This is a genomic window from Streptomyces sp. SolWspMP-5a-2, from assembly GCF_900091845.1.
GTDB lineage: Bacteria > Actinomycetota > Actinomycetes > Streptomycetales > Streptomycetaceae > Streptomyces > Streptomyces doudnae.
Genome location: NZ_FMCI01000392.1, coordinates 49,931 through 70,852, shown reverse-complemented (window position 1 = coordinate 70,852; position 20,922 = coordinate 49,931). Strand labels below are relative to the sequence as shown.

Genomic DNA, 20,922 nt, shown 5'->3' with positions numbered 1-20,922 from the left:
CGGTCCGACGGAGGCTGGGGGTGTTCCACCGTTCGGCTACGCGGGAGTTCACCATGTACGGAACCCGGCACATCGTCAGTGACGTGATGACGCACACGGTCGCGACCGTGGGACGTCAGGCGCCGTTCAAGGAGATCGTGGGGCTGATGCGGGACCGGCGGGTCAGCGCGCTGCCCGTGGTCGAGGGCGAGGACCGGGTGGTCGGTGTGGTCTCGGAGGCCGACCTGCTGCCCACGGAGGAACTGCGGGACGGGCCGCCGCGGGAGTACACCAGGCTGCGCGGGAGCGCCGGGACGGCCAAGGCCGGGGCGTCCACCGCGGGTGATCTGATGTCCGCGCCCGCCGTCACCGTCCGGGCGGGCGCCACGCTCGCCGAGGCCGCCCGCGTGATGGCCAGGGAGAAGGTCAAGCGACTGCCCGTGGTCGACGCCGCCGGACGGCTGGAGGGCATCGTCAGCCGCGCCGACCTGCTCGACGTCTTCCTCCGCGGCGACGACGACATCGCCGAGGAGGTGCGACGCGAGATCGTGTCCCACCTGCTCCCGCCGCCCGACTCGGTCGTCCAGGTCGAGGTCCACGACGGTGTCGCCACCCTGACGGGCCGCGTCCGCGACACCGCCCTGGTCCCCGTGGCGGCCCGGCTGGTGCGGGCGGTCGAAGGAGTGGTGGACGTGCGGTTCGACCTGGCGCACGGCGGCCACCGGACCGACCGCGATACGGAACCGACCGACCGGCCGCCCCGCGGGGACCGATCGGCCCTGCCGTCGGGACGCGCCGCCACCGGACGCTGGAACCGGACGGCCCGGACAGCGCGGCGGACGCCGCCGCCGGGGACCGCGGACCGGAGGAGCGACCATGAGGGCCAAGGAGTGGACCACACGGATCTACCTGACCGAGGACGGGGACGAGACCCGGGCGAGGGCGGTCCTGACGACGCAGGACTCCTGGCGTGACGACACCCCGCGCCTGGTGGGCCGGGGCAGTGCCCGGCGCGATCCGGTGGACAGGACCGTCCCCGAGATCGGGGACGAACTGGCCGCCGGCCGCGCGCTGGAGGACCTGGCGATCAGGCTGCACGACGTCGCCGCCGACGACATCGTGCAGCTCGCGGGCCCCGCCGACGCGACCGGAGGCCGGTGAACGAACCCCCGGCCGCGTGCCGGTTCAGGTGCGGGGGACCACGGCCACCGGGCACGGGGCGTGGTGCAGCACGGCGTGCGTGACCTGGCCGAGCGCGAACAGCGGAGCGTGCGCGGGCCTGCGGGCCCCGACCACCAGGAGGTCCGTTCCCGCGGCGGCCTCGACCAGGGCGCCCGCCGCGGAGGCCGCCTTCACGGTCTCCACCGTGATGTCGAGTTCCGGGAACTCCTTGCGGATCGGCTCGACCGTGCGGGACGTCGCCTCGGCCTCGGACGCGGCCATCGCGCCGATGTCGTCGAACATCGTCGCCATCGACCCGATGTTCTGCAGGAACATCCAGACGCCGATCACCGTGAGCGAGGCGTCGCGCGTCCGTGCCGTCAGCGCGGCGTGGCGCAGGGCTCCCAGGTCGCCGTCGTCCCTGGCCGCGGCCGTGACGACACCGTGCGGGGACTGCTCGTCGCCCCGCACCACGACGACCGGAACCCTCGCGCGCGCCGCCGTGCGCAGTCCGACCGAGCCCAGCAGCAGCCCGGAGAAACCGCCGAGACCCCGCGATCCGACGATGACGGTCGCGTCGGCTCCCGCGGCCTCCAGAAGGCTCCGCGGGGCCTTGTCGCGGCTCAGCCAGGTGTGCGTCTCCACATCAGGCCGCCTGCGGGCGACCCGGGCCGCCGCGTCGTCGAGGACCCGCCGTGCCTCGTCGAGGGCGGTGGGGGAACCGTCGAACGGCGGATAGCTGTGCTGCTCGGAGCCCGTGGCGTGGACGACGGTCAGCGGCCGCCCGCGCGCGGCCGCCTCGTCGGCGGCCCACAGCACCGCCCGTGTCGCCTGCCGCGAACCGTCCGTGCCCACCACCACAGGACCCAGCCTCCCGGTCGCGGACTCGTTTCCGTTCATGGCCTTCCTCCCGGAGTGTCGGACGGGATCTCCCTGCCCACGCTGACAGGGGCGGGTCCGGCCGGGGGAGAGCCACCGGGGTCGGATCGCGGGGCCGAAGGTCCCGGAACCGGCCGCCCGTTCCGGGTCAGCCGCGGTCCGCGGGCCCCGCGGCGGAGAACGCGTCGTGCCAGGCGGCCTTCGCGCCGGAGTCGCCGATCCGGTACACCTGCACACACGCCCCCGCGGCGGCGACGACAGCCAGCAGCACGGCGACGGCACGCAGCGGCAGGGCCACCGCGCCCCGGGTCCCGGCCGCTCCCGCGGTGGCGCGCGCCGCACGGCGGTAGGCCCACCAGACGACCGCGGCGAGCACGAACAGGGCGACGACCCAGGGGAGCAGCCCGTCCCCGAGCGAGGTGTGCCTGCGGACGAGGGCGTCGCTGGTCACGTGGCGCTCCAGCCACTCGCCCGCGTGGGTCGTCACCGGCACGCTGACGAGCGTGACCAGGGCCAGCACGGGCAGGGCGAGGCCGAACCGCGCCATCACCCCCGGCCAGACCGCGCAGGCGACGAGCGCGAGCGCGGTCAGCGGCACCAGGACCACGACGAAGTGCACGAGCAGGACGTGTGCCGGAAGGCCGTTGACGAGGACGGGTCCCATGAGGGGCTCCTTCGGGGATCGGTCGGTGACGCGGAGGAGGGGAGACCAGTGGGGGTCGCAGGCAGCATCATCGGCCAAGTCGGTCGAAACCCGACGTCCGCCACTCCTGACCGTCGGGGAGCACGGCGAGGGCCTCGTAGCCGTCCAGGGACTCCAGCCACTCCCTGGCGCCGTCGCCGGGAGGCGAACGCCGTGACGGGTCGGCCGCTGTGCGGGTCGACGACACGGTGCAGGTGCCGTACGGCCTCGTCCAACGCGGAACGCGGACCTGATCGCCCCAATCGGCCGGTCCCGTATGTCGAAGGAGAGGACCGTGCCCATGACGTACTCGACGTGGCGCAGCGGCTGCCGGTGTCAGGCACGTGCTCGGTCCAGGATCCTGATGAGGCGTCCGCTGCCCCGCACGCTCCGCGGCCAGCTCACTGCGGGCCTGGTGGTCCTGCTCGCGCTGGCCTGCCTCGCCGTCGGCGTGAGCACCGCGCTCGCGCTCCGCGGGTTCCTGCTCGGCCGTCTGGACGGACAACTCACCGCGTCCGGCGGGCGGTTCGCGGCCAGCCTGGAGCACGAGGCCAGGCCCGACGCCGACAACCTGCCCGACACCCGCGGCCAGGCCGACGCCACCTTCGGCGCGCGGCTCCTCGACGGCCGTGTCACCCGGGCCGCGGTCGTCGACGACACCGCCGACCGGCCCGTCCCGCTCACGGACCGGGAACGGCACGCCCTCGCCGCGGTCCCCGTCGACGGCAGGGGGCACAGCGTCCGCCTCACCACGCTCGGCATCTACCGGGTCGTGGCCGTGCGCGGGGACGACCGGGACGTCCTGCTCACCCCTGCCCCTGCACCCGGTGGAGGAGACGGTCCACCGCCTGGTGGCGATCGAGGCCGCCTTCTTCGGCGCCGCCCTCGTGGTCACCGGTGTCGCCGGGGCGCTGTGGGTGCGCTTCTCGCTGCGCCCCCTGCGGCGGGTCACCGCCCGCGCGACGGAGGTGACCCGGCTGCCCCTCGCCGGTGGCGAGGTCGCCATGCCGGCCCCGCTCGCCGACACCGACAAGCGCACCGGCTCCAGCAGGCCGTCGGCAACCTCCTCGCCAACGTCCGCACCCACACCCCGCCCGGCACCGGGGCGACCGTCGCCCTCGCCGTGGACGCGTCCGGGGTCACGGTGCGGGTGAGCGACGACGGGCCGGGTATCCCCGCAGCGCTCCAGCCGGAGATCTTCGGCCGCTTCGTCCGCGCCGACCACGCCCGCTCCCGTGCCACCGGGAGCACCGGCCTCGGGCTCGCGATCGTCGACGCCGTCGTCACCGCGCACCACGGAAGCGTCACCGTCACCAGCGGGCCCGGAGAGACGGCCTTCGTGCTGACACTGCCCCGCTGAGCCGCGGGCGGTCCGCCGCACCGGAGCGCCGTCATGGGCCGTGCGGTCCCGACGGGGCCCGGTCGGCCCAAGCCCCGCAGCCCGGACCGGCGCACGCTGTGGGGTGTGTCCACGGTCCGTCCGTCTCCCGTGCCCGCACTCCGCGGAGCCGGTCGCCACCGTACCCGACGGCGGACCCTCCCCGGGGGGACCCGACGGAAGGAACGGTCATGAAAGCGTTCGTCTTCAACGGCCCCGGGTCGGCCACCTGGAAGGACGTGGCGGACCCGCGTATCGAGGAACCCGGCGACGTCGTCGTCCGGGTGGACGCGGTCACGATCTGCGGCACGGACCTGCACATCCTCAAGGGGGACGTCCCGGACGTGCCGCCCGGCACCGTCCTCGGGCACGAGGCCGTGGGCGAGGTCGTCGAGGCGGGACCCGACGTGCGGTCCGTCCGCGCGGGCGACCGGGTGCTCGTCTCCTGCATCACGGCCTGCGGCCGTTGCCGCTACTGCCGGCAAGCGGCCTACGGGCAGTGCCGCGGCGGCGGGGGCTGGACACTCGGCCATCTGATCGACGGCACCCAGGCCGAGTACGCGCGCGTCCCGCACGCGGACCTGTCTGTGCACCCGCTGCCCGGCTCGCTCCCGGGCGGCGACGCCGTGCTCCTCGCCGACATCTTCCCCACCGCGTACGAGGTCGGGGTGCTCAACGGCCGGGTGCGGCCGGGGGAGACGGTGGTCGTCGTCGGAGCGGGACCCATCGGGCTCGCCGCCGTCGCCACCGCCGGGCTGCTGTCCCCGTACCGGATCATCGCCGTCGACCTCGCGGCGGGCCGACTGGAAGCGGCCAAGCACTTCGGGGCCGACGCCGTCGCCCTCGCCGACGAGGACCCCGAACGGCTCGTGGCCGACCTGACCGGGGGACTCGGGGCCGACACCGTCATCGAGGCCGTCGGCGTCCCGGAGAGCTTCGAGCTGTGCACCCGCGTGGTGCGGCCCGGCGGGCACGTCGCCAACATCGGGGTGCACGGGAAGCCCGCGGTGCTGCACCTGGAGGACCTGTGGATCAAGAACGTGACGATCACCACCGGGCTCGTCGACACCTCCTCCACGCCCACGCTGTTGCGCATGGCGGCCGCCGGACGCCTGCCGACCTCCTCGATGGTCACCCACACCTTCCCCCTCGACGCGATGGAAGAGGCGTACGAGGTGTTCTCCCGTGCCGCCGACACCGGCGCGCTGAAGGTCGTGCTCGGCTCGCCCCGGCACGACGCCGTGAGCCTGCGCCCGACGGAAGGGGCGTGAGCCCGATGCCCGGCGGAGACATCGGCAGACGGCTGGTCGGACGCCGACAGGAACTGGGGCTCTCCAGCGGGGAGGTGGCCGAGCGGGCCGGAGTCGCCCCCGGATACCTGCGGTACGTGGAGGAGTCCCCCTCCGCCACGCCCGGCCTCGCCTTCCTGCTCAGCGTCGCGGACGCGCTCGACACCACCGTGGCACGGCTCCGCGGCGGCTCCGTCGACCTGCCCGAGGGCATGGGGCGGGCCGCGGCGAGGCCGAGGTCGCTGAAACTGACTCCCGGCCAGTGCCGGACCCTGATGTCCACCCACGGCATCGGACGTGTCGCGGTCACCACGCCGAACGGCCCCGCGATCCTGCCGGTCAACTACACGGTCGTCGACGACGGGATCGTCTTCCGCACCTCGCCGGGGTCCGTGCCCGCGCTGGCGGACGGCGCGGAGGCCGCCTTCGAGGTCGACCACGTCGACGAGGCCCGCAGCGAGGCGTGGAGCGTCCTCGCGGTCGGCCCCGCGCGACGGGTCACCGACACGAGCGCCGTGACGCGCTACACCCGCCAGGCGTACACCGACCCCTGGGCCGGAGGCGAACGCGACCTGTGGATGCGGATCGCCCCGGTGCGGCTCACCGGCCGCAGGATCGAGGCGGGCTGAACCGGCCGCCCGGGGCGCGGACCCCGGCTCAACCGAGAGCGAGGGTGCGCGAGGAACCCGGGGCGATCGTGACGACCTGATCACGCAACCGCACGGTCAGCGGGCTGTCGTCGGTCTCGGACACGCCGACCCCCAGCCGCCCCGTGCCGAGCCGCAGGGTGATGTCCCAGTGGTCGCGGTAGCGGACGGTGAGGGAGAAGTCCGAAAGCTGCGGCAGGGGCGCCGGGTCGAGGCCCAGGGCGTCGGGACGCGGCTCCAGCCCGGTGAGGCACCGCTGGACGAGATCGAGGGTGCCCGCCATCGCGCCGAGGTGGATGCCCTCGCCGGTCGTCCCGCCCTGCACGTCGGCCACGTCGCCGGTGAGCGCCTCGTGGACGTACCGCCAGGCGTCGGCGCGGTGGGCGCGGGCCAGCACCCACCCGTGGACGAGCCCGCTGAGCGTCGAACCGTGACTGGTGCGCGCCAGGTAGTGGTCGACCGTCGCCCGCCAGTCCGCGTCGTCGACCGGGTGTCCCAGGCGCGCGAAGAGTCCGGCCAGCTCGTCCGGCGGGAAGAGGTAGCCCAGCATCAGGACGTCGGCCTGCTTGGACGCCTGGTAGCGGTTGACGGTGTCGCCCTCCGCCTCCAGGATCCGGTCGAGGCGGCGGATGTCGCCGTACCGGGACCGGTAGCCGTCCCAGTCCAGGGCGGCGAGGTCCCCGTACCCGTCGAACTGGCTGACGATGCCCTGGTGGAACGGCACCCGCAGACGCCGTGAGACGTCCTCCCACCGCTCGGGCTCCCCCGGATCGAGGGCGATGCGTTCGAACAGCTCCCCGCGCCGCCGTCTCGGCAGCGCCCCGACGAGGTCCAGGGCACGGGCCAGCACCCAGGCGGCGGTGACGTTCGTGTACGCGTTGTCGTCCAGACCGGGACGGTCCGCGCCGGGATAGGCGTCGTGGTACTCGTCGGGCCCCATCACCCCGCGGATGCGGTACCGCGCGTGCGCCGGGGACCAGACCGCGCTGTCCGCCCAGAACCGGGCGATCTGGAGCAGCGTCTCGGCGCCCTCGCCGTAGAGGAACCCGGTGTCGCCGGTGGCCTCGCAGTAGCGCCAGATGGTGTAGGCGATCGCCGAGCCGACGTGCCGCTGGAGGCGGGAGTGGTCGGGCAGCCAGCGCCCGGAGCGCGGGTTGAGGTGCAGGCGCTGGGTCTCCTCACGGCCGTCGCTGCCGCTCTGCCACGGAAACATGGCGCCCCTGCGCCCCTCCGCGGCCGCCGCCCGGCACGCCGCGCCCAGCCTGCGGCATCGGTAGCCGAGCAGCGCCCGCGACACCTCCGGCAGGTGCGGGTTCAGGAACGGCAGGACGAACAGCTCGTCCCAGAAGACGTGCCCGCGGTACGCCTCGCCGTGCAGACCCCGGGCGGGCACCCCGGCGTCGAGGTCCGCGGTGTGCGGCGACAGGGTCTGCAGGACGTGGAAGAGGTGCAGCCGCAGCACGTGCCCGGCCCGGTTGGCCACATCGAGTTCGGCCCGCCGCCACAGGTGGGCCCAGGCCGTCGTGTGGGAGGCCAGCAGCCCGGCGAAGTCGGCCGCGCCCGCGACCCGGTCGAGGGCCGCCGTCAGCGGATCCCCGATCGCCGGGTCGCGCGAGGTGTGCAGCGCGACCGTCTTGTCGACGGTGACCGGCCGCCGGTCGGCGACCGCCAGGGTGAGGCGGTGGACGGCCGCCAGCGGGCCGGGCTCCAGAACACTGGCACGAGGGGGACCCGGCCCGACCCGGGTACGGGCGGCCAGCGCGACCCGCACCCCGGAGGAGACGGTTCGGCAGTCGAGCCAGACCGTGTCCGGCTCGACCGCGCCGGTCGCGTGCCCGGTGAGATGGCGGCCGTCCAGCTCCCGGTACCGCGCCACGCCGCTGTTGGTGACGGCGCCGTCCAGCGCGGACTCGACCTCCAGCTCGCCGCTCCAGCCCACCGGGGTGAGCCGCGTCGACAGCGCGGCCAGACACGGGTCCCCCATGTGGACGATCCGCCGCTGCTCGACGGCCACCACGCGGCCCGCTCCGTCCCGCAGCCGCGTCCGGCGCGTCAACCGGCCGCGGCGCAGGTCGAGCACCTGCTCGTGGGCCAGGGGCGGGAACACGTCCGGTCCGAACCAGTCCCCGCCCGCGGCCCGGAACCGCAGAGGCAGCCAGTTGGGGAGGTTGACCAGGTCCTCGTTCTCGACCCCGCGGCCGCCCACGGTCGACACCAGACGGTCGTAGCAGCCCGCCGCGTACGTGCCCGGGTAGTGCACCGCTCCTGCGGACGTCTCGGGAGCCGCGCCACGGGTCGCGAAGCGACCGTTGCCGAGGGTGCACAGCGTCTCCCGCACCCGCTCGCGCTCCGGGTCGTAGCCCTCGTACCGCCAGGTCCAGTCAGGCACGGTCAGCGCTCCCTCCGACGGGCACGACCACCGGATCGCCGACCACCGGGTGCCCTCCGCGGGCTCGCGGGACGGCCGAGCCGGTGGGACGGGGGCGGGACCGGCGGACGCGGCACCGCCGCGCCCCGGCCGGAACCCCGGTCGCGGCCCACCCTCCAGCATGCGGCGGGGCACCCCGGGCAGCCGTACGCCCGTCCTCCTAGCCGGTGCGACGGCGCCAGCGCGGTCCGACGTCGGCCCATTCCTTCTCCCAGTTCCGGGCGCGAGCGGTGTCGAGGCGCCACAGGGCCACGTTGGTGCCTCCGGCCACGAGGCTTGCGGCGCAGGTCCCGGTCAGGACGCCGAACATGGCGGACTGCGCCGTGGCGGAGCGTGTGCTGATGGGTGCGGTGGTCAATCGGCCCTGGCGGTCCAGCCAGACGGTGGTCCGGGTACCGCTTGTGAGACCCGGGGCGAGCTGCGTGGTGCCGGTGCGGGTGGTCCCGTCGGGGGCGGTCCAGCGGACGTGTCCCCAGGTGGTGCCGTCGGTGGGGTAACCGCCGTGCGCGGTGGGCGTGCCGGTCGTCAGGACGGCGGTGGCGGTGTGACGGTCCTGGCGCTGCCGCAGCATGGCCTGGTCGGTGTGCAGCGCGGTGACGGTGCCGAGAAGGGGCACGGCGACGGCGAGCAGGAGGGCGGCCAGCAGGAGGATCCATCTCTCCAGGACGTCCGACCGCCGCCGGAGCGGGTTGGACCGCCAGCGCCACATCCTCACCGTCGTCCTCATCGCCGTCCGCCTTTCGGCCGTGGGCCGGACACGCAGCCGTCACTGTGAGCCTGGCAGCCGTGACACCGGCTCCACCAGGGGCGACCGGGCATTCCGACGGGGACGACCGGCCCCGGTGCGGGGCGGCCGGAGCGGGCAGCCCCGTGGGGAAGGGACCGCCGGCCATCGCGAGGCCGTCGGCACGCCGGGGCCCGCCGTCCGACCGGGCCGCTCAGCCGTGGGTCAGCGGGACCCGCCACACCAGCCGGGTGCCGCCCCCGTCGGGTCTCTCCACCGTGAGCGCGCCGCCCAGCTCCTGCGCGCGTTCCGAGAGGTTGCGCAGTCCGCTGCTGCGGCCCCTGCCCGCCGGGATGCCGCGCCCGTCGTCCGTCACGGTCACGGTCAGCTCACCGGAGCGGGCGACGAGCGCGAGGTCGGCGGCCCGCGCGTCGGCGTGCCGGGCCACGTTCGCCAGCGCCTCCACCAGCACCGCGACGGCGTGGTCGGCGACATCGGCGGGAACGTCCGTGTCCAGCAGCCCCTCCATCCGCAGGGACGGGGTGAAACCCAGCGTCGGGAGGGCGTCGTCGACCGTCTTGACGGCCCGGACACGCAGCCCCCGCCCGGTCCCGGGATCGTGCGAGCGGAGTCCGAAGATGGTCGAGCGGATGATCTTGATGGTCTCGTCGAGGTCGTCGACGGCCCGCAGCAGGCGCTCGGACCCTTCCGGCCGTGACACGAACCGGACAGTGCTCTGGAGGGTCATGCCGGTCGCGAACAGCCGCTGGATCGCGAGGTCGTGCAGGTCGCGGGCGATCCGGTCCCGGTCCTCGAACAGAGCGAGCTGCTCGTTGACCTGGCGCCGGTCGGCCAGTTCCAGGGCGAGCGCGGCCTGTCCGGCGAACCCCCGCAGCGGCGCGACCTCGGTCGGGGTGAAGACGGCCCGGCCGGACGCGCGGGCCAGGAGCAGGACACCCCGCGCGACGGTGCCGGTCTCCATGCGCACGGCCGCGGCGGGACCCAGGCCCGCCCACCGGGGCGGCCCCGCCGTGATCCGCGGGTCCTTCTGCGCGTCCGCCGTGGTGATCGGTTCAGGACCGGCGCAGGCCGCCCCCCATGAACGAACCCACCCGCGGCAGCACCAGACCCCGGTGCGCCGTGGCCTCCAGGCCCACCGCGAGCACGACCTGGAGTTCGTCCGAGCCGGGGATCGGGAGCGCCAGCGCACCGAGGTCGGCCTGGAGGATCTCGCGGGCGCTGCTCACGATCAGTTCGAGGGCGCGGGCTTCGGCGTCGCCGGAGAGGAGGGCGCGGGTGACCTCCGCGTTCGCCTCAAGCCAGCGCTGGCGCCGTCGTGCCTCCTCGTAGAGGCGGGCGTTCTCGATGGCGACGCCCGCGGCGACGGCGAGGGTGGCCAGCACCGTCTCGTCCTCGGCGTCGAAGGCGGCTCCGCCGCGTTTCTCGGTGAGGTAGAGGTTGCCGAACACCTCGTCGCGGACCCGGATCGGCACCCCGAGGAAGGAGTGCATCGGCGGGTGTCCGGCGGGGAAACCGTAGGACGCCGGGTGGTCGGAGATCTCCGCCAGCCGCAGCGGCTCGGGGTGCCGGATGAGTTCACCGAGGATGCCGTGCCCCTCGGGCAGGGCGCCGATGCGGGCGACCTGCGCGTCGTCCATGCCGACCGTCAGGAACTCCGAGAGGCTCTCCCTCTCGGCGCTGATCACGCCGAGGGCGCCGTACTCGGCGTCCACAAGCACCACGGCGGTCTCCACGATCCGCCGCAGCACCTGGGACAGGTCCAGTTCGCGGCCCACGGTGAGCACCGCGTCCAGCAGGTTGTACACCCGCTCGCGCGTCCCGCGCACCGTGTTGATCCGTGTCTGGAGCTCGTTCAGCAACTCCTCCAGGCGCGGGCCGACGGGCCGCTTCCCGCTGCCCCTGCCTGCCTCGGCCATCGCCGCACTCCGTTCCCTCCGGGTGGGCGGAACATCCGGTGATCCTTTCCCACGGTATCCGCAGCGGGGACCCGTGACATCCGCTGGCCACGGGGGAGGGCCGCACGGTGACCGGTCACTCGCCCGCCTCCCCGTCCGGCCGCCCGGCGCCGGTCCGTCGCCGTCGGCAGATGAGGCCGCGAACCCTGAACCGATGGGGTGAACCTCGGTCGGATCGACCAGCCCGACCCGATACCCGCCGCGACAATGCGACCCATGTGCACACGAATCCTCTGGTCGTCGCAGGGCCACTCCCGCACGGCGCAGGGCGGCCCCGCCCAGGGCAACGTCCTGGTCTCCCGGAGCATGGACTGGTACCAGGACACGGACACGATCCTGGCGGTACGCCCTCGGGGCGAGGAGCGCCTGAGCATGCCCAGCACGCCCACGCTCCCGGGCAACTTCACCTGGACCTCGCGGTTCGGCAGCGTCGTCGCCCTCATGTACCGCGAGGCAGCGGTCGACGGCGTCAACGAGGCGGGGTTCCAGGCCAGCGGGCTGTACCTCTCCGAGTCGGACTACGGCGACCGCGACCCGGCCCGCCCCGGGCTCGAACTGTTCTGGGCGATCCAGTACCTGCTCGACTGCTTCGACAACGTCGCCGACGCGGTGCGGAGCCTCACGGAACGCGACATCCAGCTCATCGCCAAGGACCTCGGCAGCAAGCCGGGGACCGGACACCTCGCGCTCGCCGACCAGGACGGCGACTCGGCCATCGTCGAGTTCCGCGACGGCAAGGCCGTGGTGCACGAGGGCAAGCAGTACACCGTGATGGCGAACTCCCCCTGGTACGAGGAGCAGTTGGAGCTGAAGGAGCGGTACGAGGGGCTCGGCGGCGATCAACCGCTGCCGGGCGGCGTCGACTCACCCGACCGCTTCGCGCGCGCCGCGTACTACTCCGCGCAGCTTCCGAGCACCGCGGACGCGCGCGAGGCCGCGGCGTACATGTTCAGCGTGATCCGCAACGCCTCCGCTCCGTTCGGCACCGCCGACGAGGTGCGGCCCAACATCTCGACCACCCGCTGGCGCACCGTCGCGGACCTCACCGAGCGGCGGTACTTCTTCGAGTCCACCACGAGCCCCAACGTGGTGTGGGTGGAGCTGTCCCAGGTGGACTTCTCCGAGGGCGGGCCGGAACTGCACCTCGACGTGGCGAGCGAGCACGACCACGTCGGCAACGTGACCGGCGAGTTCGCCCCGGCGGGCTGAGTCCCGTCCGACCCGCGCCGTCCCCGCCGACCTCACGGACCACTGACGGAGCGGGGACTCAGGCGACCAGACCGGCGCTGGTCAGCCAGATGTGGGCGCACGTCGCCGACGCCTCCTGGAGCGCCTCGCGGGATTCCTGCGAGGCGTGGTAGAAGGTCCGCTCGATCATCCAGCACAGGGCGCGCGCCATCGCCGGGGCCTGGTCCGGTGCGGCGCCCGTCGGGACGCCCGCGCGTTCGAGGACGGCGGTGATGGCCGCGATGAACAGGTCGGCCGTGTGGTCCCACAGCTCACCGATCGGCGGCACGGTCAGGGACAGGTCGATCGCCGTGCGCATGACCAGCCCGTGCTCGTTCCACAGCTCGACCGTGCGCCGCAGGGCCGCCGTCACCGCCTCGCGCGGGTCGTCGGTCCGCGCGGTGAGCCGGGACCGTTCCCACAGGTGCTCGACGGTCCGGGCCACGAGCGCCGTGACCACCTCCTGCTTGGAGCCGTAGTAGAAGTACAGGGCGCCGCGCGTGATGCCGGCGCCCTGCGCGATGTCGCCGACGGTCATCGCCTCGTAGCCCTTCCGGGCCAGCAGGGCTTCGCAGGTGTCGAGGATGGCCCGCTCCCGGACGTCCCCCTTGCGTTCGGCGGGGCGACGGCCGCGCGGGGGCTGGTGGCCGGGCATCAGAGCTGAGCGCCCTCGGCGAAGTCGGTCGTACGCGAGAGCGCCTCCCAGGCGCGGATGTCCTCGTCCACGGCGGTGCGGGCGGCGGTGACCAGGCGCAGGGCGTCCGAGCCCAGGACCAGGTGCGCCGGCGGCTGCTCGACCGAGGCGATGCGCACGACCGCTTCCCCGGCCCTGGCCGGATTGCCGAGCTGGTTGCCGCTGGCCTTCTGCCGGGCCTCGCGGAGGGGAGTGAACAGCGTGTCGTAGTCGTCGATGGTCCGCTCGGCGCGGGTCATGGACCGTCCGGCCCAGTCGGTGCGGAAGGAGCCCGGCTCGATCGCCGTCACATGGATACCGAACTGCGCGACCTCCTTGCCCAGCGCCTCCAGGATGCCCTCCAGGGCGAACTTGCTGCCGCAGTAGGCGGACATGCCGGGCACGGCCATGAGGCCGCCCATGGACGTGACGGCCATCAGGTGTCCCCGGCGGCGCCGGCGCATGTGGGGCAGCGCCGCCTGCAGGGTGGCCGCCGCCCCGAACACGTTGACCTCGAACTGCCGCCGCATCTCGGCCAGCGGGGTCTCCTCGAAGGTCCCTTCGAGACCGAACCCGGCGTTGGCGACGACGACATCCAGGGGGCCGACGTTCTGCTCCACCTCCGTGACCACACCGAGGACGGCGTCGTCGTCCGTCACGTCCAGGAGACGGCCGTGGGCGCTGCCCGGCCCCAGTTCCTCGAAGGCCCGCAGGTCCTCCTCGGAGCGGACCGTGCCGACGACGGTGTGACCCGCGGCCAGGGCGGCCTCCGCGAAGGCGCGACCGAGGCCGGTGCTGACGCCGGTGATGAGCCAGTTCTGCTTCCGCACTGTTCCTCCAGGGACCTCTGGCGAGGAGCCGGACCGCTCCCCGCGAAAAAAGTCTACACGGTGTCGATTTTTATCGCCGTCCCGTCGATTCCGGTCGGTCGGGGGAGTCGGAGGACGCCCGGTCCTCCGCGTGCCGGGCACCGGTCCGCATCACCGGTGGTGCCGGAGCCGGTCGTCGAGCGCGGCTCCGACGTCGGGGCAGTTCCGCCGGACGGTGTCGAGGAAGGCGCGCAGCACCGGGGAGCGATCGCGGGCCGCGAAGGACAGGACGAGGTCGGGCAGGGGCGTACGCGGGGTGACGTCGCAGAACCGCACTCCCGGACGCGGGACCGCCCTCATCCGGGACGGCCCCAGGCCGACGCCCACGCCCGACGCGGCCAGACCGATGATCGTGTGCACGTCCCTCGCGACGGTCGCACCGCCGAGAGCCGGGGAGTCCGGGCCCAGCAGGGTGCGCAGTCCGGCGACGACGGCGGGCTCGTCCTCACCGGCCGACACGATCAGGGGCTGGCGCCGCAACTGGTCGGCGCTCACCGACTGCTGACCCGCGTACGGGTGCGCCGTGTGCACCACGGCGATCACGTGGTCGCGTCCGACCGGGACGGACACCAGACGCTCGGTTCCGGCACCTCGTGGCGGACCGAGGGTGAAGGCCACGTCCAGCTCCCCGGCGACGAGGGCCGAGCCGCTGCGGCTGGTCGCCATCTCGTGCAGTTCCAGCCGCACGCCGGGCCGTTCACGCCCGAACCGGCTCAGGACGCCCGGCAGCGGATCGAGCAGCGCCGAGGCGATGAAACCGAGGCGCAGACGTCCCGTCTCGCCGCGCGCGGCCCGGCCCGCGTCGACCGCGGCCGCCGCGATCTCGTCGAGCGCCCGGCGCGCCCGCGCGAGGAACGCCTCACCGGCGGCGGTCGGGAACACCCCCTGCCGGGTGCGGTCGAACAACCGGGCCCCGACCTCGCGCTCCAGGTCGGCGATCTGCTTGGACAGCGGCGGCTGCGCGATGCCCAGCGAGGCGGCCGCCCGGCCGAAGTGCCCGTGCTCGGCGAGAGCGATCGCGTACCGCAGATGCCGTGCTTCCATCCCGCGTCCGCCCCATCCCTCTGCCCCGCCGACCTGCTGCGATACCTCGAAGATATCGCCGGTCCGCTTGCCGGATCCACGGATGGATGGTGTGGCCGTTCCGGTCTGGAATGGAGCCATGACGAACGTATCCCTGACCGACACCGTCCTCGTCCTCGTGCACGGCGCCTGGCACAGCTCCGGGCAGTGGGCGGCGACGCAGCGCGCGCTGGCCGGAGCGGGCGCCGCGAGCGTGGCCGTCGACCTGCCGGGGCACGGCTTCGACGCACCCCTGCCCACCGGATACCTGCTGCCCGGCCAGCCGGGCCTGCTGACCGAGAGGTCGCGCCTGGCCGGGCTGACGATGGACGACTGCGCCGAGGCGGTGCTGTGCGTCCTGCGCCGGGTGCGTCACCGTCGCAGGGTCGTGCTCGTCGCGCACAGCGCGGGAGGCGGTCCCGCGTCCCTCGCCGTGGAGCGGGCGCCCGAGCTGGTGCACCGGATCGTCTACCTGTCCGCGTTCGTGCCGGGCGGGCGGCCGCGGTTCTCCGACTACCTGGGCTCGTCCGAGAACGCCACCGCGCTGGGCCGGAACCTGCACCTCGGAGACGCTCGGGCACTGGGCGCCGTACGGATCAATCCGCTCGCACCGGATCCCGCCTACCTCGACGAACTGCGCCGGACCCACTACCACGACACCCCCGCGGACCGTTTCGACCGGTGGCGGTCCGCGTTGAGCCCCGATCTGCCCCTGGCGATCCCGACGGCCCCGGTCACCCTGACCGCGGCACGGTGGGGGAGCGTTCCACGGACCTTCCTGCGCTGCGCCGAGGACCGGGCGCTGGCACCGGCCGCGCAGGACCTGATGATCGCGGAGGCCGACCGGGCCTTCCCCGGCAACCCGTTCACCGTGCGTACCCTGCCCGGCGGCCACAGCCCTTTCGCCGCCCGGCCGGACGAGCTGGCCGCGGCCCTCGTCCCGTGAGCCGTCGTCGGCCCGCGCAGGGGGCACGTCCCACGGCGGAGGACGGCTCGCGGCGGCGGGCGGCTCACGGCCGACGGCGGTCGCTGTAGACGCATCTCCCTCCCGACCAGGTCGACTTGACCCGTGCCTCGGCCCACTCCTCGGGCGGGGTCGCGCCGAGGTCGGTGTCCAGGACGGCGAAGTCGGCGAGTCGGCCGACCGTCAGGGTTCCCTTGGTCCCGGCTTCGCCCGAGGCGGCTGCCGAACCGTGCGTGTAGATGTCGAGAGCGTCCCTGAAGCCGACGCGCTGCCGGGGGCCGACCGTTCTTCCCGTACCCGTGGTGCGGGTGACGAGCGAGCGGATGGCCAGCAACGGGTCGGCGGGTGCCAGCGGGTAGTCCGACGAACCGGCCACCGTGACATCGGCGTCACGCAGGGAACGGTGAGCGGAGATCATCTCGGCCCGTTCCCCGTAGTAGTCGACCAGTCTGTCGCCGTGGAGCGCGATGAACGGGCCGAACGGCACGGCGACGGTGCGGGTGGCGGCGATGCGCTCGATGAGCCGGTCGTCGACGATGCTGCAGTGTTCGATGCGGTGCCGGAGGGTGCCCGGAGGCAGGGATTCGATCACCTCCAGGAGGGTCTGGACGGCCTCGTCGCCGTTGGCGTGCACGGCGACGCGCGTCCCCGCACGGTGGAAGCGCCCGACGAGGTCACCGAGTTCGCCGGGGGAGAGGACTTCGAGGCCGTTGCCGGTGCCCGTGGTGCTGTTGTAGGGATCCCGGCAGCGGCAGGTTCCTCCCGTCAGTGCTCCGTCGAGCATCATCTTCACCCCGACCGTCCGCAGCCGGTGGGGGGCCGGCGAGGGGGGCGGCAACCGGGCCGGGTCGGCGTACGCGTGCCAGAGCAGCATGCCGACCCGCGCGGTGAGTTCGCCCGCCGCGAGGGCATCGGCGTAGAGCTTCTGCTCGACGGGGGTGACCAGCGCGTCGCAGAAGGAGGTGATGCCCTTGGCGTGCAGTTCGGCGATGACCTCGGCGAGCGCCGCCCGCTGCCGCTCGGGGGATCCGGGCTGTGCGATCGAGACCTTGCCCGACCCCGGCAGCCAGGGGTCGAGCCAGGCCCGCTCGACGAGGTGTCCGTCCAGGGTTCCGTCGGGGCGGGTCCCGAGCCGGCCGCCGGACGGCGCGTCCCGGGGAGTCCGGTAGCGCAGGAGCCGGAGTCCGGCGCTGTTCACCACGGCACGGTGCAGCGAGTAGTGGATGACGACGATGGGCTGCGTTTCGGAGACCTGGTCGAGGAGGTCCCGGTCCAGCGGTCCCAGCCGGTGTTCGTCATGAGGCTGCGCCACGACCCAGGTGCCGGGAGGTGCCTGCCGGGCTCGGCGCCGCAGGGTCTCCCGCAGCGCCGCGGGGTCCTCCACCGCGTCCAGGTCGACGCGGGTGCGGGCGAGGGCCGCCTGGGAGGGGTGGCAGTGGGCGTCGTTGAAGCCGGGAACGAGCAGCGCGCCGTCGAGTTCCGTCTCCTCGGCGTGCGGATGGCGCTCGCGCAGTTCCCCGCGGGTGCCGGTGCCGATGATCCGGCCCGAGCGTGTGGCGAGTGCCTCGGGTTCGGTGCCGTCCCCCGCCAGGATGCGCGGCCCGGTGAAGATGCGGACACGTGCCGGGCCGGACGGCGCCGGGGGCACGGGGCCGAGCGCGGTCACGGGCGGGGCTCCGGCTCCGTGGCGCCGCCGGTCGTCATGTCGACGTCCTTGGTCTCGGGGCCGAGCGCTCCGCCGAGCGCGACCAGGAGTCCGCCGACCACCAGGAGCACGACGGGCGCCAGAGCGGTGCCGGTGATCGTCGCGAGGCCGCTGATGTAGAAGGCGTAGAAGGCGGGGATCACCAGGGCGAGGCTGTAGCCGACGCCGTAGCCGGTGGCGCGGATGGCGGACGGGAACCGTTCGGTGAGGTAGGCGGCGATCGGCCCGTACATGGAGATGGTGGTGGTCTGGACGCCGACGGCCAGGACGGTCGCGAGGACCGTGTCGTCCGGCCCCAGCGTGGTGAGCAGGACGTAGCAGGTGGAGGCGGCGACGGCGGACACGACCCCGAAACAGGCGTAGAAGCGGCGCCGCCCGACGCGCTGCGAGAGCAGGGCGCAGCCGACGAAGGTGCCGACGCACACGAGCGAGGAGACGAGCAGGATGACGCTCACGGTGCGGTCGGGCAGCCCGACCTCGGTCCTGAGCATCGAGGGCAGGACGGCCGCGGCGACGTTGGTGAGGAGCCAGGCGCCGGTCATGAGGACGAAGACCTGGGCGAGGTCGCGCCGGTGCCGGCCGCCGAGGAGTTCCCGCAGGGGTGAGCCGGTCGGTTCGGCGGCTTCGAAGGCGGGCGCCTCCTCGACGTTGTTGCGGTAGTAGACGAAGAGGACGATCCCGAGCAGGCCGCCGATGAAGAAGGGGATGCGCCAGCCCCACTGGACGTAGGCGCTGTCCACGCCGTCCGGGGGGATGACGCTGAGCAGGAAGAGGCTGAGCGCGGCGATCGACGCGGTGGCGAGCGGCGAGGTGCAGGTGATGAGCCCGCTGGCGAGACCGCGTCTGCGCCGCGGGCTCCACTCCATCGCGAGCGGTACGGCGGTGGCGTACTCCCCGCCGAGGAAGATGCCGCCGATGAAGCGCAGGCCGATCAGGAGGGCGATCGCCCCCATGCCGAGATGCTGGTGCCCGGGGAGCAGTCCGATGGCGAACGTCGAGACCCCGAACCCGGCGACCGCCACCATGGTGGTGATGCGCCGGCCGACCTTGTCGGCGTAGTAGCCGAAGACCGCCGAGCCGAGGGGCCTGGCCAGGAGGGTGGCCGCGAAGACCGCCGCGGCGATCAGGGCGGCCGTCGACTTGGAGGTGTCGGCGGGCTCGAAGTAGATCATCGCGGGGGCGAGAGTGATGATCGGCACGAAGATGTCGAACTGGTCGGCGTAGTACCCGAGGATCCCGCCGCGGAGGGCCGCGCGGCGCGACTCCTCGGTGTGCGTGTCTGTCTCGGCTGTGGTGGACATCGGTGTCCTCCGTTCGGGCCCCGGCGGCCGGGGCGGTGCGGGTGTCAGGCGTCCTTGTCGCCGCCCATGGCCTGGCTGAGCGCGCGGGCGGTGTTCCTGAGATGCCGGGCGGTGGCGCCGTGGACGTCCAGGGGGAGCAGGTCGTCGGTCGCGACGAGGGCGACGGTGGCGCAGATGCCGTACTCGTCGAAGACCGGGGCGGCCATGGCGTGGATGCCGAAGCCGTCCGGGCTCATGGCCACCTGGTCGGTGCCCGCGAGGGTGCGGATCTCCTCGGTCAGCTCCTCGCGCGCCACGGCGGGCAGGCTGCCCAGCAGGCGGTCGGCCCGCAGCTGGTCGGACATGTGGGCGAGGAAGACCTTGCTCTGGGCGGCGGTGAGGGACAGCTGGGTGCCGACCCGCACGGTCACCAGGACGGTGCGGGTGGCGTCCTCCTCCACCCGGGAGACGATGGGGCCGGTCGACCCCCAGAGGCTGAGCACCGTGGTCAGGCCGGTGGTCGAGCACAGCTCCCGCATGTAGGAGGGGGCGAGATCGACCACCTTGCGGCGCCCGAGGGCGAAGGCCCCCAGTTGCAGCAGGAGCGCGCCCGGGGCGTAGCTGCCCGGGGCGCTGCCACGCTCCAGCAGCCCCGAGGCGACCAGGGAGGTGCAGTACCGGTAGGTGGTGGTCCGGTTGAGCCCGAGTCGCTCGGCCGCTTCGCCGGCTGTCAGCTCCGGGGTCTCCGGACCGAACAGACGCAGGATCTGGGCCGTGCGGTCGACCGCCTGGATGTCGCCGCTGGAGCGAGCGTCGTCGCCCTTCTCCGCCATGAGGAACTCCGTTCGTGATGAGGACCGCGTGTTCGCATCACGAAGTCTGCACCATGCGTGACGCGCCACCGAGCGACGTCACTGGCGGAATGCGAACACAGAAACCTGCATGCGAACAAGATGCTGGCACAGCTTTTCTTCGAACGCCTCAACCGGGGATGTCTCTCGCGGAGTGTGTTCGCATGACGCGTTGACATTTCGCAATGCGATCCTTCATGGTCGAAGGGCAGCCCCGGAAGCGAGGAGAGCCCGATGGATGTCAGCCCCGTAGTCGCCCGGATCCTGGACGGCATGATCGACATGCACTGCCACTCCGGGCCCGGCCCGTTCCCCCGCGAGTTCGATCACGTGGACGGCGCACGGGACGGCGACCGGATCAGGATGCGGGCCTTCGTCGCCAAGTCCCACCACCACAACACCGTCATGGACCTCCAGGCCGCGCACCGGTCCTTCGACGGCGTCGGCACCCGCGTCTACGGCGGGATCGTGCTCAACAACCAGGTCGGCGGCATCAACCCCTACGCGGTGGAGATGTGCCTGCGGATGGGCGGCAAGGTCGTCTGGTTCCCGACCTTCTCCTCCCGCCGCCACATCGCCTTCCAGGAGGAGGCCCTCGCCGGCGGCTTCCCGCGCAGCACGGTCGAACTCACCACCGTGCCGGTGCTCCTCCACGACGAACAGGGCCGCCTGCGGCCCGAGGTGGGCCAGGTCGTCGACGTCGTCGCCGAGACGGGAACCGTCCTCAACGGCGGCCACCTCCACCCCGACGACATGGCGGAGCTGTTCGCGCTGGGCGCGGAGCGCGGCGTCGAGCGGATGGTGGCGAGCCACCCCAACTTCATCAGCGACCTCACCCTCGACCAGGGCGTCGAACTCTCCCGGCGCGGAGTGTTCATGGAGCACGAGGTCGGCATGTACCTCCCCGACGACCACCCGCACTTCGGCATCGAGGTCCTGCTGGAGTGGATCGAGGCCGTCGGGACCGAGCGCACCGTGCTCGCCTCCGACCTCGGCCAGATCGGACGCACCCGGCCCGTCGACGCCTTCATCGAGGTCACGACGGCGCTCCTCGACCACGGCGTCGCCGAGAAGGACCTCCGCCGCATGCTCGTCGACAACCCCACCCACCTCATGGGTCTCGACTGAACCGTCTGACGATTCCCGGG

General features: G+C 73.5%; 17 protein-coding genes and 3 pseudogenes. 8 read left to right on the top strand and 12 right to left on the bottom strand.

The window, feature by feature from the left end; translation table 11 throughout:
- Positions 1-53 precede the first annotated feature (53 nt).
- A pseudogene (locus GA0115242_RS38855) lies at positions 54-743 on the top strand (CBS domain-containing protein); the annotation flags it as partial.
- A 112-nt stretch (positions 744-855) separates the two neighbouring features.
- Complete coding sequence (locus tag GA0115242_RS38850; protein ID WP_093836358.1) at positions 856-1,140, top strand: DUF1876 domain-containing protein; 285 nt, start codon at positions 856-858, stop codon at positions 1,138-1,140.
- 24 nt (positions 1,141-1,164) lie between these two features.
- Here GA0115242_RS38850 and GA0115242_RS42380 read toward each other — a convergent pair whose 3' ends face one another.
- From GA0115242_RS42380 to GA0115242_RS38835, 3 genes are all read right to left on the bottom strand, one after another.
- Positions 1,165-2,040, bottom strand: a complete 876-nt coding sequence (locus GA0115242_RS42380; RefSeq protein WP_093836357.1) for a universal stress protein — start codon at positions 2,038-2,040, stop codon at positions 1,165-1,167.
- A gap of 127 nt (positions 2,041-2,167) precedes the next feature.
- Positions 2,168-2,683: a DUF2231 domain-containing protein gene (locus tag GA0115242_RS38840; RefSeq protein ID WP_093836356.1), complete on the bottom strand. Its 516-nt coding sequence runs from the start codon at positions 2,681-2,683 to the stop codon at positions 2,168-2,170.
- Between the two features lie 67 nt (positions 2,684-2,750).
- Positions 2,751-2,909: a hypothetical protein gene (locus GA0115242_RS38835; protein ID WP_237549565.1), complete on the bottom strand. Its 159-nt coding sequence runs from the start codon at positions 2,907-2,909 to the stop codon at positions 2,751-2,753.
- 156 nt (positions 2,910-3,065) lie between these two features.
- Between GA0115242_RS38835 and GA0115242_RS38830 the strand changes: the two are divergent.
- The 3 genes and pseudogenes from GA0115242_RS38830 to GA0115242_RS38820 all read left to right on the top strand — a co-directional run bounded on the left by GA0115242_RS38830 (position 3,066) and on the right by GA0115242_RS38820 (position 5,997).
- Positions 3,066-4,061: pseudogene (locus GA0115242_RS38830) on the top strand (sensor histidine kinase).
- 209 nt (positions 4,062-4,270) lie between these two features.
- Complete coding sequence (locus GA0115242_RS38825; RefSeq protein WP_093836355.1) at positions 4,271-5,350, top strand: zinc-dependent alcohol dehydrogenase family protein; 1,080 nt, start codon at positions 4,271-4,273, stop codon at positions 5,348-5,350.
- Positions 5,351-5,355: 5 nt separating this feature from the next.
- The gene (locus GA0115242_RS38820; protein WP_093836380.1) at positions 5,356-5,997 is read left to right on the top strand and encodes a helix-turn-helix domain-containing protein; all 642 of its coding nucleotides are present in this window, start codon (positions 5,356-5,358) and stop codon (positions 5,995-5,997) included.
- Positions 5,998-6,025: 28 nt separating this feature from the next.
- Here GA0115242_RS38820 and GA0115242_RS38815 read toward each other — a convergent pair whose 3' ends face one another.
- The 3 genes and pseudogenes from GA0115242_RS38815 to GA0115242_RS38805 form a co-directional block, all read right to left on the bottom strand.
- Complete coding sequence (locus GA0115242_RS38815; RefSeq protein ID WP_107461580.1) at positions 6,026-8,404, bottom strand: glycoside hydrolase family 65 protein; 2,379 nt, start codon at positions 8,402-8,404, stop codon at positions 6,026-6,028.
- Between the two features lie 199 nt (positions 8,405-8,603).
- The gene (locus GA0115242_RS38810; RefSeq protein ID WP_141721925.1) at positions 8,604-9,170 is read right to left on the bottom strand and encodes an Rv1733c family protein; all 567 of its coding nucleotides are present in this window, start codon (positions 9,168-9,170) and stop codon (positions 8,604-8,606) included.
- A 211-nt stretch (positions 9,171-9,381) separates the two neighbouring features.
- Positions 9,382-11,104 (bottom strand): annotated as a pseudogene (locus tag GA0115242_RS38805) (GAF domain-containing protein).
- A gap of 255 nt (positions 11,105-11,359) precedes the next feature.
- On the opposite strand from GA0115242_RS38805, the gene GA0115242_RS38800 reads away from it, so the two are divergent.
- The gene (locus GA0115242_RS38800; protein ID WP_161353516.1) at positions 11,360-12,352 is read left to right on the top strand and encodes a linear amide C-N hydrolase; all 993 of its coding nucleotides are present in this window, start codon (positions 11,360-11,362) and stop codon (positions 12,350-12,352) included.
- Between the two features lie 58 nt (positions 12,353-12,410).
- Here GA0115242_RS38800 and GA0115242_RS38795 read toward each other — a convergent pair whose 3' ends face one another.
- The 3 genes from GA0115242_RS38795 to GA0115242_RS38785 all read right to left on the bottom strand — a co-directional run bounded on the left by GA0115242_RS38795 (position 12,411) and on the right by GA0115242_RS38785 (position 14,956).
- Positions 12,411-13,025, bottom strand: coding sequence for a TetR/AcrR family transcriptional regulator (locus GA0115242_RS38795; RefSeq protein ID WP_093836351.1), 615 nt, complete (start codon positions 13,023-13,025; stop codon positions 12,411-12,413).
- The gene (locus GA0115242_RS38790) at positions 13,025-13,873 is read right to left on the bottom strand and encodes an oxidoreductase (RefSeq protein ID WP_093836350.1); all 849 of its coding nucleotides are present in this window, start codon (positions 13,871-13,873) and stop codon (positions 13,025-13,027) included. The genes GA0115242_RS38795 and GA0115242_RS38790 overlap by 1 nt, the downstream gene beginning before the upstream one ends.
- A 150-nt stretch (positions 13,874-14,023) precedes the next feature.
- Positions 14,024-14,956 carry a LysR family transcriptional regulator gene (locus GA0115242_RS38785; RefSeq protein ID WP_093836349.1) on the bottom strand — a complete coding sequence of 311 codons (933 nt, stop codon included), beginning with the start codon at positions 14,954-14,956 and terminating at the stop codon, positions 14,024-14,026.
- Positions 14,957-15,074: 118 nt separating this feature from the next.
- On the opposite strand from GA0115242_RS38785, the gene GA0115242_RS38780 reads away from it, so the two are divergent.
- Positions 15,075-15,920 carry an alpha/beta fold hydrolase gene (locus GA0115242_RS38780; RefSeq protein ID WP_093836348.1) on the top strand — a complete coding sequence of 282 codons (846 nt, stop codon included), beginning with the start codon at positions 15,075-15,077 and terminating at the stop codon, positions 15,918-15,920.
- A 64-nt stretch (positions 15,921-15,984) separates the two neighbouring features.
- Here GA0115242_RS38780 and GA0115242_RS38775 read toward each other — a convergent pair whose 3' ends face one another.
- Genes GA0115242_RS38775 through GA0115242_RS38765 form a run of 3 tightly spaced genes read right to left on the bottom strand, consistent with a single transcriptional unit; the run spans position 15,985 to position 19,756 of the window.
- Positions 15,985-17,604, bottom strand: a complete 1,620-nt coding sequence (locus tag GA0115242_RS38775) for an amidohydrolase (protein ID WP_093836347.1) — start codon at positions 17,602-17,604, stop codon at positions 15,985-15,987.
- Positions 17,601-18,944 carry an MFS transporter gene (locus GA0115242_RS38770; protein ID WP_093836346.1) on the bottom strand — a complete coding sequence of 448 codons (1,344 nt, stop codon included), beginning with the start codon at positions 18,942-18,944 and terminating at the stop codon, positions 17,601-17,603. The genes GA0115242_RS38775 and GA0115242_RS38770 overlap by 4 nt, the downstream gene beginning before the upstream one ends.
- A 44-nt stretch (positions 18,945-18,988) precedes the next feature.
- Positions 18,989-19,756, bottom strand: a complete 768-nt coding sequence (locus GA0115242_RS38765; protein WP_093836345.1) for an IclR family transcriptional regulator — start codon at positions 19,754-19,756, stop codon at positions 18,989-18,991.
- Positions 19,757-20,008: 252 nt separating this feature from the next.
- Between GA0115242_RS38765 and GA0115242_RS38760 the strand changes: the two genes are divergently transcribed.
- Positions 20,009-20,902, top strand: a complete 894-nt coding sequence (locus tag GA0115242_RS38760; RefSeq protein ID WP_093836344.1) for a DUF6282 family protein — start codon at positions 20,009-20,011, stop codon at positions 20,900-20,902.
- Positions 20,903-20,922 lie beyond the last annotated feature (20 nt).